Origin of the sequence: Clostridium frigidicarnis, assembly GCF_900111985.1 — a bacterium.
Taxonomy (GTDB): Bacteria; Bacillota; Clostridia; order Clostridiales; family Clostridiaceae; genus Clostridium_Z; species Clostridium_Z frigidicarnis.
In genome coordinates this window covers 134,711-151,666 of the sequence record NZ_FOKI01000009.1, presented here as the reverse complement: position 1 = coordinate 151,666, position 16,956 = coordinate 134,711, and the positions used below count along the sequence as shown (strand labels likewise).

Genomic DNA, 16,956 nt, shown 5'->3' with positions numbered 1-16,956 from the left:
TGATATGCTCCCCTTAAAGTAGACAGATTAAAAAATAAAAATCTGTTGCTGGAAAGGGGAGTATTTTTTTGTCCGGAAGAACTAAATATACAGCAGAGGAAAAGTACGAAATTTTAATGGATTATGAGAGTGGAACTAGCTCAATACAAGAACTCTGCATTAATTACAGTATTAGTACCTATGCTTTTTATAAGTGGAGATACAACTACGAGAAGTATGGAGTAGATGGATTGAGAGAGTCAAAAACTTACAAGAAATATTCAAGAGAACTAAAGGAACAAGTTGTTCTTGAATATCTATCTGGAAAATATTCACAAAGAGAACTTGTGAATAAATATGGATTAACAGATAAATCAGTGTTGAAAAGATGGATAAACAATTATAATAGTCATAGAGAAGTAACGGCAATACCGAAAGGAATGAGAAAATCTATGGCAAAAGGAAGAAGTACGTCTTTTAGAGAAAGAATTGAAATTGTACAGTACTGTATTGATCATAAAAATAACTATCAGCATACTGCTGAGACGCATAATGTTTCTTATCAGCAAGTATATCAATGGGTTAAAAAATATGAATTTGGTGGAGAAAATGCACTTCAGGATAGACGTGGTAAGAAGAATGAAACTGAGCTTACACCCGAAGAGAAAATAAAACTTGAAATGAAAAGGCTTGAGGCTGAAAATGAAAAATTAAGGGCGGAGAATGCATTCCTAAAAAAATTGGAGGGACTAGAAAGGAGGCGGTATTAAGCCGTATAAGACAAGAAAATAAGTATATTGCAATTTCAATGCTCCATGAAAAAGAGAAGTTCTCTGTATCTTTATTATGCGAAATAGCAATGATTCCACGCTCTTCATACTATAAGTGGACAAAGCGTGAAAAAAGCGTTCAAGAGACTGAAAACACGATGTTAACTGCAGAAATTGTTAAAATCTATGATGAAGTAGATGGTATCTATGGTTATCGAAGAATGACTTTGAACTTAAATCATAGGCTAAATAAAAACTTTAACCATAAACGCATCTATCGACTTATGAGACTGGCATCGTTACAATCTGTAATTCGCAGAAAGAAGAAACGTTATGTCAAGTCTGCTCCGCAGCAGGTAGCAGAAAATTTACTAAATCGTACGTTTTCAGCCGATAGGCTGAATCAGAAGTGGCTTACTGATGTTACTGAGTTAAAATACGGTAACTCTCAGAAGGCCTATTTAAGTGCCATTTTTGATCTATATGACAACTCTATTGTCGCATATGTTCTTGACCATTCTAACAATAATGATCTTGTTTTTAGTAACTTAGACCTAGCCTTATCGGCTAATCCGGGCGCAAGCCCTATGCTTCATAGCGATCGTGGTTTTCAATATACATCTTATGGTTTTAAGCGTAAGCTAGATGAAGCTCAAATGACACAAAGTATGTCACGTGTGGGCAAATGTATTGACAATGGACCAATGGAGGCTTTTTGGGGTACTCTTAAATGTGAAAGGTACTATTTGCATAAATATCATACATATGAAGAACTGACTAATGCAATCAATGAATATATTATCTTCTATAATACTAAAAGACTTCAAAAAAGATTAAACGGCCTAAGCCCATTGGAATTTAGGGCTTTAGCCGCTTAAGTAGTTTTTATTATTTCCACTGTCTACTTGACAGGGTGCAGTTCAAAATGAGTTTTATGGTGTTTTTACATGGTATTACAAATATTAGACAATATAATTATTTATGTTGAAAATACAAACAATGTTCTTTGAAACTTGAATAATACAGTGTTTTATGATGAAGTTATACTCTAAATTATGGCAAATAAGATGGGCTGCCTAAAAGTATATGTTATAATTTTCTTGTTAAGTAAGTTCAACTGGTTAGATTCTGAGAAGGAACAAAAATAATTTATATGTTTCCAAGTAAAATGGTGTGTTAAATGGGGGAAAATAGGAATGGATATGATTGAAAATATAAAAAAAGATATTAAAAGAAGATGTGAAAGTTCAAATAATTTTTTTGGTGTTGGTATTTATCAACATATTGAGAGTGTAGCGAATAATGCTGTTGAACTCGCTGGTCTATACCAAGCAGATATTGAAGTGTGTGAGATTGCAGGGTGGTTACATGATATAGCATCAATCACGGATTATGGTCTATATGAAAATCATCATATTCATGGTGCAAATATGGCAGAGGAAATCCTAAAATCATATAATTACCCAACAGATAAAATTGAGTTAGTTAAATTGTGCATATTGAATCACCGTGGAAGCGTAATAAAAGAAAAAACAACTAAGGAAGAAATATGTGTTGCTGATGCTGATGCCATTTCTCATTACGATACATTGCCATCACTATTTTATTTGGCATTTGTTCAAAAAAAGCTGAACATTGATGATGGCATGAAGTTTGTTAAAAACAAACTTGAAAGAAGCTATAATAAAATGTCTCCAGAAAGCAAGAAATATTATAAAGTTAAAAAGGATTTGATTCAATCGATATTAAGCTAATGAATAATATCTTTAGTTTATAATTACAAAGTTAAATCACAATCTTCTTATTTAGTGTAACAACAATAAAAACTGAATAATTGTTTATAACACCATATTATTCAAAATTGAATTTTATGGTGTTTTTGCGCCCCAATACAAGGATAAGATAAAATTGATATATAGACTATGTTTTAATACAGTATTGATATTTAAATATTTTTTAAGAATGTTCCGAACTAACATAATAGCGAACATCATAGAGCCTTTCTAATTCTTTGTGTGTAATTCTACATTAATAAAAAAGTTTAATTATTCACTAGTTAAGTGGAATAATATAAATTGAGTAATTTATTGTATTTATTTACAAAAAATATGATGTAATTTTCTTGTCAAATAAGCTAGATTTGTATAACAAGACAAAATAAAGATTATTTAATTGGAGGATGAGATCATGATTAAAATTAGGCAATTAACGGAATTGGATATGGAACAAGCAATAGAATTAAGGATTTTGTGTTGGACAGAAGAATTGGCTGGCAAGGCTGAAAACACTCTTTCCGTTTCAGAGGAATTAGATCTCTGGGTAGATTGGATGAATACAGCCAAAGAAAACCAGGATATTCGTTTGTTGATTGGAGCATTTGAAAATAACAAGATGCTTGGCATCGCCTTTAGCAGTTTTGCTGAAACCTTTGACATACCTGAAAAAGGGATAGAGTTTAATGGTCTCTGGGTATATCCTGACCAGAGAAACAGGGGGATTTCACTTATGATGATGATTTACACATTTGATTTCTACATGGCGAAGGGAATGGAAAAGATGGTTGTATATAACCATCATTATTCACCATCAAATCAGTTTTATAGGAAATTTGGTGCACAAGTTGCCAAACAGGAATATCAGATGGGCAATAGACTTTTGGTAGATGTGTTCTTAGCAGACATGCTGTCAATGAAAATGAATATGGAGCAATTGCTAAAGAAATATGTATAGGAGTACAATAAAAATATAAAACTATAATCTAATTGATTGGGCTGTAATTCAATATTTTCAACATTGGTATCATACAATTTTCGGATTTGCCCCACTAACTTCTACTTTTAATTATATATTGGGGGTATGTCCAACATTTACGACTTGGTGGACATACCCCATAATAATTATTCGTTGCTAGTAAAATCTTTAATCTCAATATCTCCTTGTGTTTTAATTGACATATACACTTTTGCAGTAGCATTATTTCCAATAGCTACTACCCTGTTTACACCTTTTTCTATATCTATTGTTGTCTCCTTCTTTTCAATACTGTTACCGGAGATATGCTCAAATATTTTTATAAGCTTTTTATCAGGAGTACATAAAAGTAGCTTATATTTTCCCTCTTTACCAAATTCTAAATTATAATTTAAAGTTATCTTTTCAGCTTCCTTTGCATCTAAAATCCAATAGTTGACTGCACCATAATATCCCCCAAATTCTCCACTAATAATATCTTTCTTGCGCATATCCATCCCATATTTTGAATAATAGGCTCCTCCACAATTATTAGCTATTCTCTCTTCATCATCATAGATACTTTTAAAGTTCTCACTTATTTTTTCAGTGTCTGTATTTGTACTTTGCTTATTGCTTATTACTTCACTATTATTGCAGCCATTAAAAATTACTATAATTGAAATAATTATAGGGACAAAAATTAATATGTAATGTTTTTTCATTGATATTAAGCTCCTTTTATTATCTATTAGGGATAGTAGCTGCAAAGTGTAAATTTAAGATTTACGAGCACTATCTCTCACACCATTATATACTATTTTTACAAGTATATGGAGTGTATTAACGAGACTGTATATGGAAACTGTCATAATAAGGTATAGTTTTATGGCACTATTAGAATATATTTCACTAGAGTCTAAAATGTTACTTTTGAAATGCTGCAAAAATATATAGGCTTCATGCAACAGTTATTATATAATGTATACAGAAATAATGTAAGAAAGTGTTTAAGTATGTCTAAAACTATGGGTTATTGTCGAGTAGGTTCAATAGATAAAAATGAAACATGTCAAATACTTAAAATGAAAGCTCTAGATGTAGAGAATAGATATATTTTTGTTGATAAACAAAGTGGGAAAGACTGTAACAGACTAGAATATCAGTTTCTAGGTCTTCTTTCTTATGTTGCAGAGCAGGAGTGTAAAAAGTATTATATCTATAATATATATTAGGAGGTAAAGATCTTGAAACAAAAGATTTTAATAGTAGAAGATGACTTAGGAATATCAAATTTGATTAGACTAAATTTAAACATAGCAAATTATGAAACTAAACAGGTTCATGATGGCTTAGAAGCAATTGATATTGTTCAAAAAGAGCATATTGATTTAGTACTTTTAGATATTATGATTCCTGGTGCCGATGGTTTCACTATAATGGACAAGATAAGATACTTAGACATTCCCGTTATATTTCTAACTGCAAAAAACTCAGTTGTTGATAAAGTACAGGGTTTAAAATTAGGTGCTGAGGATTATATTGTAAAACCATTTGAGTCAATAGAACTTTTAGCAAGAATTGAAACAGTGCTTAGACGATACGGAAAAGCAAATGACATTTTAGAATTTAAGGATATAAAAATATATTTAAAAGAAAGAGTAGTAAAAAAGAATAGTGATTTAGTTGATTTGACCCTTAAGGAATTTAATTTACTATGTATATTAGTGCAAAATAAAAATATAGCTTTAACTAGAGAAATACTCCTAGAAAAGGTATGGCAATTTGATTATATTGGAGAAACAAGAACTATTGATATGCATATAGGCTACCTTAGAAAAAAATTAGATTTAAGTGATAACATAAAAACAGTTTATAAAATTGGCTATAGACTGGAGGATTAATCAATGAAATTCTGGCAAAGAATATATGTCTTTTCTTTGATACTATTTATATTAACATTTAACTTGGCAGGGATTCTAATAATAGACAAAATTCATGATGAAAATTTAAGAAGAGAAGTAAATAGATGTTTAAGTGAACATTTAAGTATATATTCTGGAATAAATTTAAGCATTCCTATAAATGATATCTTAAGGAGATATTCTCGTAATATAAGCTCTGATAAAGAGGTTCTATATAATGCTATCAATGACTATTATAATAAAAATAATGATAAAAGCATTTATATAGAACTTTTAGATAAGGATAATAAAAGTGTATTTAGTAATATAACATTTAAGTTGCCTGAAGATAGAGAAGAAATTAAATCACTTAGTGCAAATAAAAGACAATATTTAATAAGAGATATAGACAATAAGTCATATATATTTATATCAAACTCTATATCTATGAATAACAACGAATATACATTTACTTATGCAAGAAACATCTCTGAAGTTTATGATGAAAGAAAAACCCAATATACTTTCTTTTTTAAGATTGATATTGTAGTGTCTTTAATTTTCATGGTATTTATGTACTTTATAAGCAGACATATAACAAAACCAATTAAAAACCTTATAGATGCAACTAAAAGAATCTCTAAGGGAAACTTTTCTGAAAAGGTAGAAGTAAAATCTAGAGATGAAGTAAGCCTACTGGCAGAAAATTTCAACTCAATGGCTCAGGTGGTTGATGAAAAAATTAATGAGCTAGAAAAAAACAATAATGAAAAACAGAGATTTATTGATAACTTAACTCATGAGCTGAAAACTCCACTAACTTCAATAATTGGATATGCTGATTTACTTCGTACTACTAAATATAATGAGGAGAGCTTCATAGATGGACTAGATTTTATATACAAAGAAGGAAAAAGATTAGAAGAACTATCTTTTAAATTAATGGATTTAATATTATTAAAAAATGAAGACTTTAAGCTTAAGAATGAACACATTAAAAATATTGTTCTTGATGTTGAAGAATCTTTAAGGCCCAAATTATATGAAAAAAACATAAGTTTAACACTACAAGGTGATGACTTCCAAATGAGGATGGAAAATGATTTAATGAAAGTATTAATATCTAATCTAGTAGTCAATGCTATAAAAGCTTCAGATATTGATTCAAAACTTGATATTTATATTAATAAAGATAATTATCAAGTTGAAATCAAAGATTATGGTATGGGAATTCCTAAAGAACATCTAGATAAAATTTTTGAACCATTTTATATGGTGGATAGAGCACGTACTAGAGCAAATAATGGTGCTGGTCTTGGGTTATCAATATGTAAAAGGATAATGGATATTCATAGTGGAAGTATTAAAGTTAGGAGTGAGGTAAATAAGGGTACTTCAATAAAACTAATATTCAATATTGATAAAGGGGGGGATTTGTCAGATGAAATATAAAACTTTATCTTTCATACTATTATTTTTTACTTTGTTCTTAACCTCTTGTAGTGAATTTGATACTATAAAGAAAGATCGCCTCATTGTTGAAACTATTGATTCAAATACCTCTTTAGATGAATCAAAAAAAGAAAAAATCTTATCTGAAGAAGAAGCTAAGTTAAAAGCTCTAGAAATCTTAGAGAGGTATTTTGATGTGAAACTTTATCTAACAGAGGTGGACTGCAACGTTTATTTTCTTAATCCATCAACCCTAAAACCTACTTTAAACAAACTTGAATTAGATAGTGATATGAAGTTTGAAAATAGCAAATCAGTACTTGAAAATGGTATTTATAGAGTGGAATTCTTTTCTAAAGAGAACCAAAATCCAAGTGAAAAGCATCTTGATTATTACACTGAATTAGATGCGAAAACAGGTGAAATTATAAGCTTTAATCACTATATTTATATAACTACATCAAAAAACAAACTTGATATGGAGGACTCAGAAAACATTGCAAAAGAGTTTATTGAAAAAAATAATATAGGTGGCATTAAAAATGCAAAACTTACCTTTAAAAGTGAAATTGTCACAGAATATAATACATATAACTTTACCTTTGAAGATAATGAATCAGAAAGTAAGAAAGTAAATATAAGTATTGATGCTAATTCTAAAAAGATAGCATCACTGTCAATAGGTATAATGACTCGAGTATATAGTAACTACTAGTATATGTATGTGATTAAAGTTAGACTATGATTAAAATTCTTAGACTAACTAAAAAGGCGCAATCCTCTTAAGTGAGAGAATTGTGCCTTTTTTTATATATACCTACTGTCTTAAATAATCATCATAGTATTTCTTTTATATTATATTCACTTAACCACTTTTTTAAATTTATTGCAATTTCATATTTATATATTTTGTTTCCTTTTTACAACTTATTTACAACTTGCAAAAACTTATCATATATATATATATTACAATTAATCCTGTAGTTAATTAAAACTTTAGCTAATTTAAAATTCAATGTATTTAACCATATAAAACTTTGCTGAAAGGAAATGAAGGTAAGTTTTATATGATTAAAATAATAATATTACACTCAAGGAGATAAAAATTATGATAAACAAAAGTTTGAAAAAAATAGGTTTAATTTCATTATCAACGATTGGATTGCTGACTTTAGGATATAAGGGTTATAAAAATTTCCCTAGCAAATATTCTACTTATTCCGAAGGGACATCCACTAATAGTATTGTTCAAGCCTCTAAGCCCATAGATGAAAAAGAGAAGTCAAATACCAATGATAGTTATGATATAGAAAAACTAAAGAATGATTTAAATAATAAAGAAAAGGATGGCAAGAAAATAGCCTTTCTTACTTTTGATGATGGACCTTCAACTACTGTAACTCCTGAAATATTAGATATTTTAAAAGAAAAGAATATAAAAGCAACCTTCTTTTTAGTGGGACAAAATGTTGATAGAGATGACAAAAGCAAAAGCTTAGTAAAGGAGATTTTCGAAAGTGGACATGCTATTGGAAATCATACTTATACTCATGACATGAAAAAATTATATCCTAACAATAAACTTGACATAAATGCTTATATAAATGAAGTTAATCAATGTAATGAGTCAATAAGAAAAGCTATTGGACAAGACTTTAGAACAAGAGTCTTAAGAATGCCTGGAGGTTATATGTCCAGAGAATACTATAAAGACCCTAACCTACAAGCGTTTGATACTAAGATAGCAGAAAATGATATGTGGCAAATAGACTGGAATGCAATGAATGCAGATGCAGAAGGTAAGAGGAAAAATGCAGCTGAATTATTAGAAAGTTTAAAAGAATCTGTAGGAACTAAAGAAAAAGTTGTAATATTAATGCACGACACTTACGGTAAAGAAGAAACAGCTAAAGCATTACCTCAAATCATAGAGTACTTAAAAAGTCAAGGATATGAATTCAAAACTATGTCTTAAACTAAGATTAAAATCCTATTATACTATCGTCATTGTATTTTATACATAATCTTTATGCCATTTAAGAAAAAACAGTTACCATAATTTCAATTTAATTGATAATGGTAACTGTTTTTCTCAATAACTTTAGGCAAATATAATGTATTCCAAAGAGTTATTTACTAAGTCAACTTTATAATGTAAGTTATGACTATCTTATTAGTGGATACCATATTGGTGGAGATGTTACTGGTATAGTAATGATAGTTGATAAAACCGGCTAGATAAGTGCATAGAGTAAAAAGTATACGATTTTAGATTCATATCAAAGTAGAGTGACAAGATATCTGAATTGTACGATACTTCTAAAACACCGTATTATTCAAATTTGAACTTTACGGCATTATAAGTAAATATATTTACTATATTAGTAAAAAGGGCAATGTTGTTGTGTTAAAAATATGATAAAATGTAAACAGATAACTATTGACCATGTAGTTCAGCAAGTAATGTGAGAAAGGAGTGGTTTAAATTAAAGTAAATTATTATTGGTCTATATAAATCAATAGTATTTTATTTATAATAGTTTAAATCCAACTTTTATTGTGTACATTGAAAAAAAAAGGGGGGGGCTTGGTGGTGGAATTTCCAATTGAAGAAATTATAAAGACACAAAAATTCATGGATCCTAAAATATCATTTGATGGAAATAAGCTTTCATATATTAGGAATGGTGATGATAATGTCAATCTAATAGTTAGAGATTTAAATAACAGTATTGAAAAGATAATATTAACTTCTTATAAACCACTTAAAAGCTATTTTTGGATAAATAATAATAGCATTGCTTTAAGCCACGATACTGATGGGGATGAGTGTTTTAAACTGATATTTATAAATCTTGAGACATTAGAAAAAACCCTAATTGAATGCTTCGATAGTAGAAACATAAATATTTTAAACAATGGTAATATATTAGATGACAAGCTCTATGTCGCTATTGAATATAAAGATAATAAATTTCAAGACGTTTATTGTATAGATATAATTACTAAAAAGGTAGAACTAATCAAGAAAAATCCTGGAAACATTAGTGATTGGTTTATAGATGCGAAGGGAAGAATTATAGCTGGATACATAAGTAGAGAAGATGGCGGAATTGATTTAGTATTAGTAGATAAAGATAATTCATATATAACTTTAATTAACTGGGATGTTGATGATATTTTTACTAGTGATTTCATAACTTTTTCAAATGATGTTAGACATTTATATGTGAAGGATTCTAGCATGTCTGTTACTTCCTCTCTTGTACGGATAGACCTAATTAGCCGAAATCAGGAGGTTTTATACAATGATAAGGCTTTTGATATTGAAGATGCAGTTATCAATCCATTATCTGGAGACATTGATGCTCTTAATGTTTACAGAGATAAACGAAACTGGATTATTTTAAATAAGGATTTAGATAAGGATATAACTTTTTTAAATAGCCTAGGCTTAGGCGATATGCAGATAGTTAGCAGAGATAAACAGGATGTTTTTTGGATTTTAAAATTTGAACAGGATGTTTCAGGACCATCCTATTATCTATTTAATAGAGAAAATAGAATTATACAATTACTATTTTATGAGAGACCACAGTTGCAAAACTATAAATTTTCTCCGATGGAACCTATAAGATTCATCTCTAGAGATGGTTTGAGTATAACAGGTTATCTTACAATGCCTAAGGAGAAAACATCTAAAGTTCCTTTGGTAGTTAATGTGCATGGTGGTCCACAGTCTAGAGATTATAGAAGGTTTAATCCATTTGTGCAATGGATTGTTAGTCAAGGTTTCGGATGTTTGCAGATTAATTATAGAGGCTCTGTAGGATTTGGTAAAAACTTTATAAGAAAAGGTTACAAAGAGTGGGGTGGTAAAATACAAGATGATATTGTTGATGGAGTAAATTGGACCATTAAAAACTATAATATTGACCCTACAAGAATATGCATATACGGAGGTTCTTATGGGGGATATGCCGCATTAGTAGGAGCAGCCTTTACACCTGATATATTTAAGTGCGTTATATCAGTTAACGGTCCAAGTAATCTACTTACATTTCTAGACAATATGCCTTCATTTTGGAGAAAGTATAAAGAGTGCTTTTATGAGAGGGTGGGACACCCACAAAAAGATAGAGGATTGTTAAAAAGTAAATCCCCATTATTTATCTGTGAAAAAATAAAATGTCCAGTTTTAATAGTTCAGGGATTAAAAGACCCTAGAGTTAAAAGTATTGAATCAGAAACTATTATAGAAAAGTTAAAAGAGCGTTGCATAAGCCACGAATACTTGGTTTTTAATGATGAGGGTCACGCGATAAGAAAAAGTATTAATAAAATTAGATTGTATAGTTGTATAGAAGAATTTTTAAAAACTTACTTGTAAAAAATAAAATGAATTTGTGTTTTATGAAAAATATATACTTGTTGATAAGTTTGATTCACATTTTTCATAAGTTCACGTAACTACTAAAATTATAGATAGGAACAATGTTCTTTGAAGATTAAATAATAAGGTATTCTAAAATAAGAATTTCACATTATAATTTTCTTGGAATGTAAGTGGGATTAGTAAATTATGAAGTTATATTAAATATAATCTTTAAAAATTATTTTTAGCAAAATAGGTCAAGTAAAAATCTATAAAAATATGTTATTCTTTATTCAAGAGGTGAGAACATGGAAAAGTGGGAAAAGATAAATGCGGTATATCGTATGCAAATTTATATTGAGAATCATATAACCGAATCAATAACTCTTTGTATGCTTGCTAATGCAGCAGGATATTCACCATGGCATTCTACAAGGATTTTCAAGGAATTAACAGGTAAAACACCCTTTGAATACATTCGAGCACTTCGTTTGTCTAGGGCTGCTGTTAAATTGAGAGATGAGAATGTTAAAATAATTGATGTTGCACTTGATTTCGTTTTTGACTCACATGAAGGTTTTACAAGGGCGTTTTCCAAGCAGTTTGCTATGACTCCTAGATACTACTGCAAAAATACACCTCCACTGAAACTTTTTATGCCCAATCATATCCGTGATTATTACCTTATGCTACAAAAAGGAGAGGATAACATGTCTAAAAGTTCTAATGTGAAAACAGTTTTTGTACAAGTAGTTGACCGTCCTGCAAGAAAGTTAATTTTGAAACGCGGAATTAAAGCTACACATTATTTTGAATATTGTGAGGAAGTAGGATGTGATATATGGGGAATTCTTTCTAGTATCAAAGAAGCCATGTATGAACCTATTGGAATGTGGATGCCGGAAAACTTATTGAAATCAGGTACGTCAGTATATACTCAAGGTGTAGAAGTTCCAGCTAATTATGTAGGAGAAGTCCCAAAAGGATTTGATTTAATTGATCTTCAACCTTGTAAGATGATGGTTTTTCAAGGACAGCCTTATGATGACGAAAAATTTGATGAAGAAATAAAAGGTCTATGGGATATTATGAAAAATTACAATCCTCAGGTTTACGGATTTAAATGGGCTGATGAAGATGGACCAAGATTTCAATTAGCACCTATGGGATACAGAGGATATATTGAAGCAAGACCAGTAAAACAGTTAAATATAAAATAAGTAATATAAATTTTATTAATATTAACAATTATTAAAAACTCAACAATCTATTAAAATACTGTATTATTCAAATGAATTTTACAGTATTTTTTATTACTCAATTCAAACATTAGACAGCATAATTATTTATGTTGAAAAAACAAATAATGTTCTTTTAAAACTGAATAATACGGTATTTTAAAATTATTATGTTATATATATATGAAAGTATATAGAAAACATGGTATAATTTTGATAATTAAGAGGTAGTCGTTAGATATGTGGAGGTAAAGATTATATAAATAATCTTTACCTATGTAATTTAATTAGAGAGGAGATAATGCAATTGAATTTTTGTGTTTTGATGGCAAGTCCTAGATTAAAAGGAAATACAGTTGAATTGTTAAAACCATTTTTAGCTGAGCTTGAAAATAATAAAGCGGATGTTACATACATACCTTTGTCAGAAAAAAACATTTTGCATTGCAAAGGATGTTATGTTTGTAAAAATGTCAGTGATAAATATGGCTGTATACAGCAAGATGATGTATTGGAAATTGTGGAAAAAATAATTGCCTGTGATTGTATTATTTTGGCTACACCTATATATTCATGGTATTGTACAGCACCTATGAAGGCTTTACTTGACCGACACTATGGGCTTAATAAGTTTTATGGTAGTGCTAAAGGTTCTTTGTGGGAAGGTAAAAAAGTGGCAATAATAGCTACACATGGATATGATGCAGAATATGGTGCAGGTCCTTTTGAAACTGGCATTAAGAGATTATGTGAGCATTCTAATTTAGAATACAGGGGTATGTATTCTGTTCGAGATGAGGACGATATAGCATCATTTCAAACGGAGGATGCAATGAACGGTGCAAGAATATTTGCAAGGAAGTTGCTGCTGATGGATTAAGTGAACATTTAGCAGATAAGATAAACAATATGGATGATGAAAGTTATAAGTTATGGCTTAATTATCATTATTATTGTTCTGAAAAACCTGAATTTTTAGGAGCTAGCAATCATCTTTTATTTATAGTGGAAAAATAAATCTTAATCTGCATATTAATTATATCTTATTTAAGGGGGAAAATTATGATAGAATTACAAAAAATCATAGATGATAAGGATATAAAGAATAAAACATTGTTTATGTCTCCTAATATAACTATATAAACACGATATTCATTATTATATTAATTTGTGTAAGTTGGACTAAGAGGAATCAATTATCAACAGAAATTAAACAAAAATACAAATAATATCCTTTGAAATTTGAATAATATGGTGTTTTGATATTATTATTTTTTTATATATCTATGGAAAATATATAAAATTGGTTGTGTAGAGGTAGAGGAATTAATACTATCATTATTTGAGAAAAATCCTGACGATGTGCATATGGAATATGTGTTAAATACCTAATTATATGAAATAATAATTCATATTTTTCTCTAAAATGAAACAAAGAAGAATTATATTAGTTTGAGTATAAGTGGAGGAATATAAAATGAACAAACAAAGTGCAATAAATAAAAAGGCATGGGAACATAGAGCATATGAATTCTGGTTAAAAGATTATGGATCACCAGAAGAACGTGCTAAAATTATTATGGAAAATCCAATGGCAAGGCTGAAACAACATGGAAAATATTTCAGCAATATAAATGGCTTGAAGATTGCCAATCCTTGTGGTTCTAATGGTAGAAGAGCTGTAGCATTGGCACTTTTAGGTGCAGATGTGACGGTATTTGATATATCAGAAGAAAACAAAAAATATGCTTTGGAATTGGCACAGTGTTCTCACGTTAAACTGGATTATATAGTTGGTGATTTGTATGACGTAGATATGAATGTGTATGGTAATTATTTTGATATGCTATATCTTGAAGGGGGCATACTTCATTATTTTCATGATATAGATAAGTTTATGAAAATACTATTTTTCATGTTAAAACCAAATGGACAAATTATATTAAATGATTTTCATCCATTTAGAAAAGTAATGCCAATTAATATCTTTAAGTCATCAGTTGGGGATTACTTTGATACCAATATATATAATGGTGATGTATCATATAAAGATTTTTTGGATGAAGGAAAAAAAGAGGAATTTCCAGAATGTTCTGTACGATTATATAATATAAGTGAAATTCTTAATTCAATGATTAAGAGTGGATTTATAATTAAAGAATTTAATGAAGATCCAAGTTGGACAAATAAAAAATTACCAGGAGAAATTACTGTTTATGCAATTAAATAAGGGTTATTAGCATAGTTAAATTAGTCAGCATAGTGTAATTCACAATGAAATGTGGTTATCATTTTAAGGTATAAAAAATAAATTATTAATGAATGGAGTTTGGCGGATTTGAACTATAGATTACTAAAAAAATCAGAACTTAAACTTCTTGGTGAAATTGATAGAAAAGAGATAGTAAATAAAGTTTATTATTTTAAAGAGAATAAACTTAAAATAGTGAGTGAATTTGATAACATTGAAGGTTGGAATTTGGAAGAACTTAATGACTATATTAATAGATTGGAAGATATACATGATAGGAATGGAACTATATATGGTGCATTTGATAATAATATAATTGTAGGTTTAGGGTCCTTAGAAAGTAAATTTATTGGGAGAAACAATGACCAACTTAAACTTGATATGCTTTATATAAGTAATAATTACAGAAAAAAGGGTATAGGTAAAAATTTAGTTAATTTATTATGTAAAAAAGCGAAAGAACTAGGGGCCAAAAGTATATATATATCAGCTACACCATTTAAAAATACAGTGGATTTTTATTTTGCTATGGGAGCAAAGCTTACAGATAAGATAAATAAAGATTTATATGAATTAGAACCCTATGATATACATATGGTGTTGGAATTATAGAATTTTTAGTTATGATTTTGTGCTGATAAATAAAAAAGTTTATCAGTATTTTTTAGTCATTACAAAATAGAGGATTACTATATTTCAATATAAATATGATATAATTATCACCAGGTAAGTGAAAATAGTAATATATTGTAAAATACACATATAGAGAGAGACAATTTTAAAATGAATAATAAAGAATCTAATGAGATTTACACTAAAAGATTACTTTTGAGAAAATTTGATATTTGAGATTTTGAAAATTATTATGACATTTTAAAACAAGAAGAAGTTAGTATGTGGCTTGGTATCGGAAAAAGAAAAAGTCCAGACGATGTTAAAGATATGATGAAAAATTTTAAAAAACACTGGGTTGAAAATAATTATGGTGTTTGGGCTGTAATAAATAGAGATACTAATGAACTTATAGGTCATTGTGGATTTAATATTCTCGAAGATACAAAAGAAACAGAATTATTATATTATAAATTAAATTTAGATAAATCGTTGCTTTAATAAATTAATATAAACTTGTAGTACATAACTTTCTTATTTGATGTAATAGCAAAAACTGAATAATTATTTAAAACACCGTATTATTCAAATCAGAATTTTACGGTGTATTTATGCGACTCGGGCTATTCTTTCTATACAAGAAAAATTGCTATATATAAACAAAATATGTTATAATATTGAAAAAATGTTACTATTAACACATAATCGTTTAGGGCGTTTGTAAAATATTACAAACTAATAATTGGTGTTAATTTATCTTATCTAGAAGACTATTATCAGAATAATACTTGGTATAAGTTTTGAAATAGACTATATCAAGTATATACAAGGGGTGAAGTTATGAATGAGGTTGTAAAATTTTATGACAAATATGATGAGGAGAGTAGGCTAACAACTAATAATGCAAGAAAAGTTGAGTTTACGGTAACAACAACTGTTCTAGATCAACATATAAAAAATCATAATAAAATTCTTGAATTAGGTGCAGGAACTGGAGTATATTCATTCTATTATGCAGATAAAGGGCAAGATGTGGTTGCTACAGACATAACTCCAAAGCATGTAGATATTATTAAGCAAAAACTTAGTGAAAGAAAAAATAACATTAAGTTAGCCACAGAAGTAATAGATGCTACTAATTTATGTAATTATGAATCTGAAAGCTTCGATATAGTATTGTGTCTTGGACCAATGTACCATCTCACAAATGAGAATGATAGGGAAAAATGTATTAAGGAATCTTTAAGGGTATTAAGAAAAGGTGGTATATTAGCAGTTGCATATATAAATAAGCATTTTGTATTAAATTCAGTTATGACAACAAAGAAACAGTTTCTTAAAAATAATTTTGTTGAGAAGATTTTAAATACAGGGGTTATTAAAGAGGGAGAAAAAGAGTGTTTTTGGACAGATGCTTTTTTTACAACTCCAATGGAGATGGAAGAATTTATTGAAACATTTAATGTTAAAATTATTGATCATGTGGGAACTGATGGGTTAAGTCCATTCTTAAAAGATTTTGTAGATAATATGAATGATGAAGAATATTCTACATGGCTAAATTACAGTTTAAATAGTTGCAGAGAAAAAAGCATTTTAGGAATGAGTAATCATGGATTATTGGTATGTAGAAAATAGAATGAAT

At 28.7% G+C, this 16,956-nt stretch carries 15 protein-coding genes and 1 pseudogene; 15 read left to right on the top strand and 1 reads right to left on the bottom strand.

The window, feature by feature from the left end:
• Window positions 1-116 precede the first annotated feature (116 nt).
• The 3 genes from BM119_RS20575 (at window position 117) to BM119_RS07875 (ending at window position 3,479) form a co-directional block, all read left to right on the top strand.
• A protein-coding gene (locus BM119_RS20575) for an IS3 family transposase (protein ID WP_423231001.1) occupies window positions 117-1,627 on the top strand; the annotation gives its coding sequence in 2 pieces (ribosomal slippage) (window positions 117-729 and window positions 729-1,627; 1,512 coding nt in all).
• A gap of 318 nt (window positions 1,628-1,945) precedes the next feature.
• On the top strand, window positions 1,946-2,503 hold the full coding sequence (locus BM119_RS07880; RefSeq protein WP_090040364.1) for an HD domain-containing protein: 558 nt from the start codon (window positions 1,946-1,948) through the stop codon (window positions 2,501-2,503).
• A gap of 433 nt (window positions 2,504-2,936) precedes the next feature.
• Window positions 2,937-3,479, top strand: coding sequence for a GNAT family N-acetyltransferase (locus tag BM119_RS07875; RefSeq protein ID WP_090040362.1), 543 nt, complete (start codon window positions 2,937-2,939; stop codon window positions 3,477-3,479).
• Window positions 3,480-3,646: 167 nt separating this feature from the next.
• Here BM119_RS07875 and BM119_RS07870 read toward each other — a convergent pair whose 3' ends face one another.
• Window positions 3,647-4,204: a hypothetical protein gene (locus tag BM119_RS07870; protein WP_090040361.1), complete on the bottom strand. Its 558-nt coding sequence runs from the start codon at window positions 4,202-4,204 to the stop codon at window positions 3,647-3,649.
• A 237-nt stretch (window positions 4,205-4,441) separates the two neighbouring features.
• Between BM119_RS07870 and BM119_RS07865 the strand changes: the two genes are divergently transcribed.
• The 12 genes and pseudogenes from BM119_RS07865 (at window position 4,442) to BM119_RS07805 (ending at window position 16,949) form a co-directional block, all read left to right on the top strand.
• Window positions 4,442-4,714 carry a recombinase family protein gene (locus tag BM119_RS07865; protein WP_143087307.1) on the top strand — a complete coding sequence of 91 codons (273 nt, stop codon included), beginning with the start codon at window positions 4,442-4,444 and terminating at the stop codon, window positions 4,712-4,714.
• A 12-nt stretch (window positions 4,715-4,726) separates the two neighbouring features.
• Complete coding sequence (locus tag BM119_RS07860) at window positions 4,727-5,383, top strand: response regulator transcription factor (RefSeq protein ID WP_090040357.1); 657 nt, start codon at window positions 4,727-4,729, stop codon at window positions 5,381-5,383.
• Window positions 5,384-5,386: 3 nt separating this feature from the next.
• On the top strand, window positions 5,387-6,835 hold the full coding sequence (locus BM119_RS07855; protein ID WP_090040356.1) for a sensor histidine kinase: 1,449 nt from the start codon (window positions 5,387-5,389) through the stop codon (window positions 6,833-6,835).
• Window positions 6,825-7,550, top strand: coding sequence for a PepSY domain-containing protein (locus tag BM119_RS07850; RefSeq protein WP_090040354.1), 726 nt, complete (start codon window positions 6,825-6,827; stop codon window positions 7,548-7,550). The genes BM119_RS07855 and BM119_RS07850 overlap by 11 nt, the downstream gene beginning before the upstream one ends.
• 393 nt (window positions 7,551-7,943) lie before the next feature.
• Complete coding sequence (locus tag BM119_RS07845; protein WP_090040352.1) at window positions 7,944-8,810, top strand: polysaccharide deacetylase family protein; 867 nt, start codon at window positions 7,944-7,946, stop codon at window positions 8,808-8,810.
• A 618-nt stretch (window positions 8,811-9,428) separates the two neighbouring features.
• Window positions 9,429-11,225 carry an alpha/beta hydrolase family protein gene (locus tag BM119_RS07840; protein ID WP_143087306.1) on the top strand — a complete coding sequence of 599 codons (1,797 nt, stop codon included), beginning with the start codon at window positions 9,429-9,431 and terminating at the stop codon, window positions 11,223-11,225.
• Window positions 11,226-11,518: 293 nt separating this feature from the next.
• A complete protein-coding gene (locus tag BM119_RS07835; RefSeq protein ID WP_090040349.1) occupies window positions 11,519-12,430 on the top strand; it encodes a helix-turn-helix domain-containing protein in 912 nt (303 codons plus the stop codon).
• Between the two features lie 343 nt (window positions 12,431-12,773).
• Window positions 12,774-13,328 (top strand): flavodoxin family protein, encoded by a 555-nt coding sequence (locus BM119_RS07830; RefSeq protein ID WP_242948368.1) that lies wholly within the window; start codon window positions 12,774-12,776, stop codon window positions 13,326-13,328.
• A gap of 597 nt (window positions 13,329-13,925) precedes the next feature.
• Window positions 13,926-14,678 (top strand): class I SAM-dependent methyltransferase, encoded by a 753-nt coding sequence (locus tag BM119_RS07820; RefSeq protein ID WP_090040346.1) that lies wholly within the window; start codon window positions 13,926-13,928, stop codon window positions 14,676-14,678.
• Window positions 14,679-14,786: 108 nt separating this feature from the next.
• Window positions 14,787-15,311: a GNAT family N-acetyltransferase gene (locus BM119_RS07815; protein ID WP_090040344.1), complete on the top strand. Its 525-nt coding sequence runs from the start codon at window positions 14,787-14,789 to the stop codon at window positions 15,309-15,311.
• Window positions 15,312-15,560: 249 nt separating this feature from the next.
• Window positions 15,561-15,812 (top strand): annotated as a pseudogene (locus BM119_RS07810) (GNAT family N-acetyltransferase); the annotation flags it as partial.
• Window positions 15,813-16,151: 339 nt separating this feature from the next.
• Window positions 16,152-16,949 carry a class I SAM-dependent methyltransferase gene (locus BM119_RS07805; RefSeq protein WP_090040342.1) on the top strand — a complete coding sequence of 266 codons (798 nt, stop codon included), beginning with the start codon at window positions 16,152-16,154 and terminating at the stop codon, window positions 16,947-16,949.
• Window positions 16,950-16,956 lie beyond the last annotated feature (7 nt).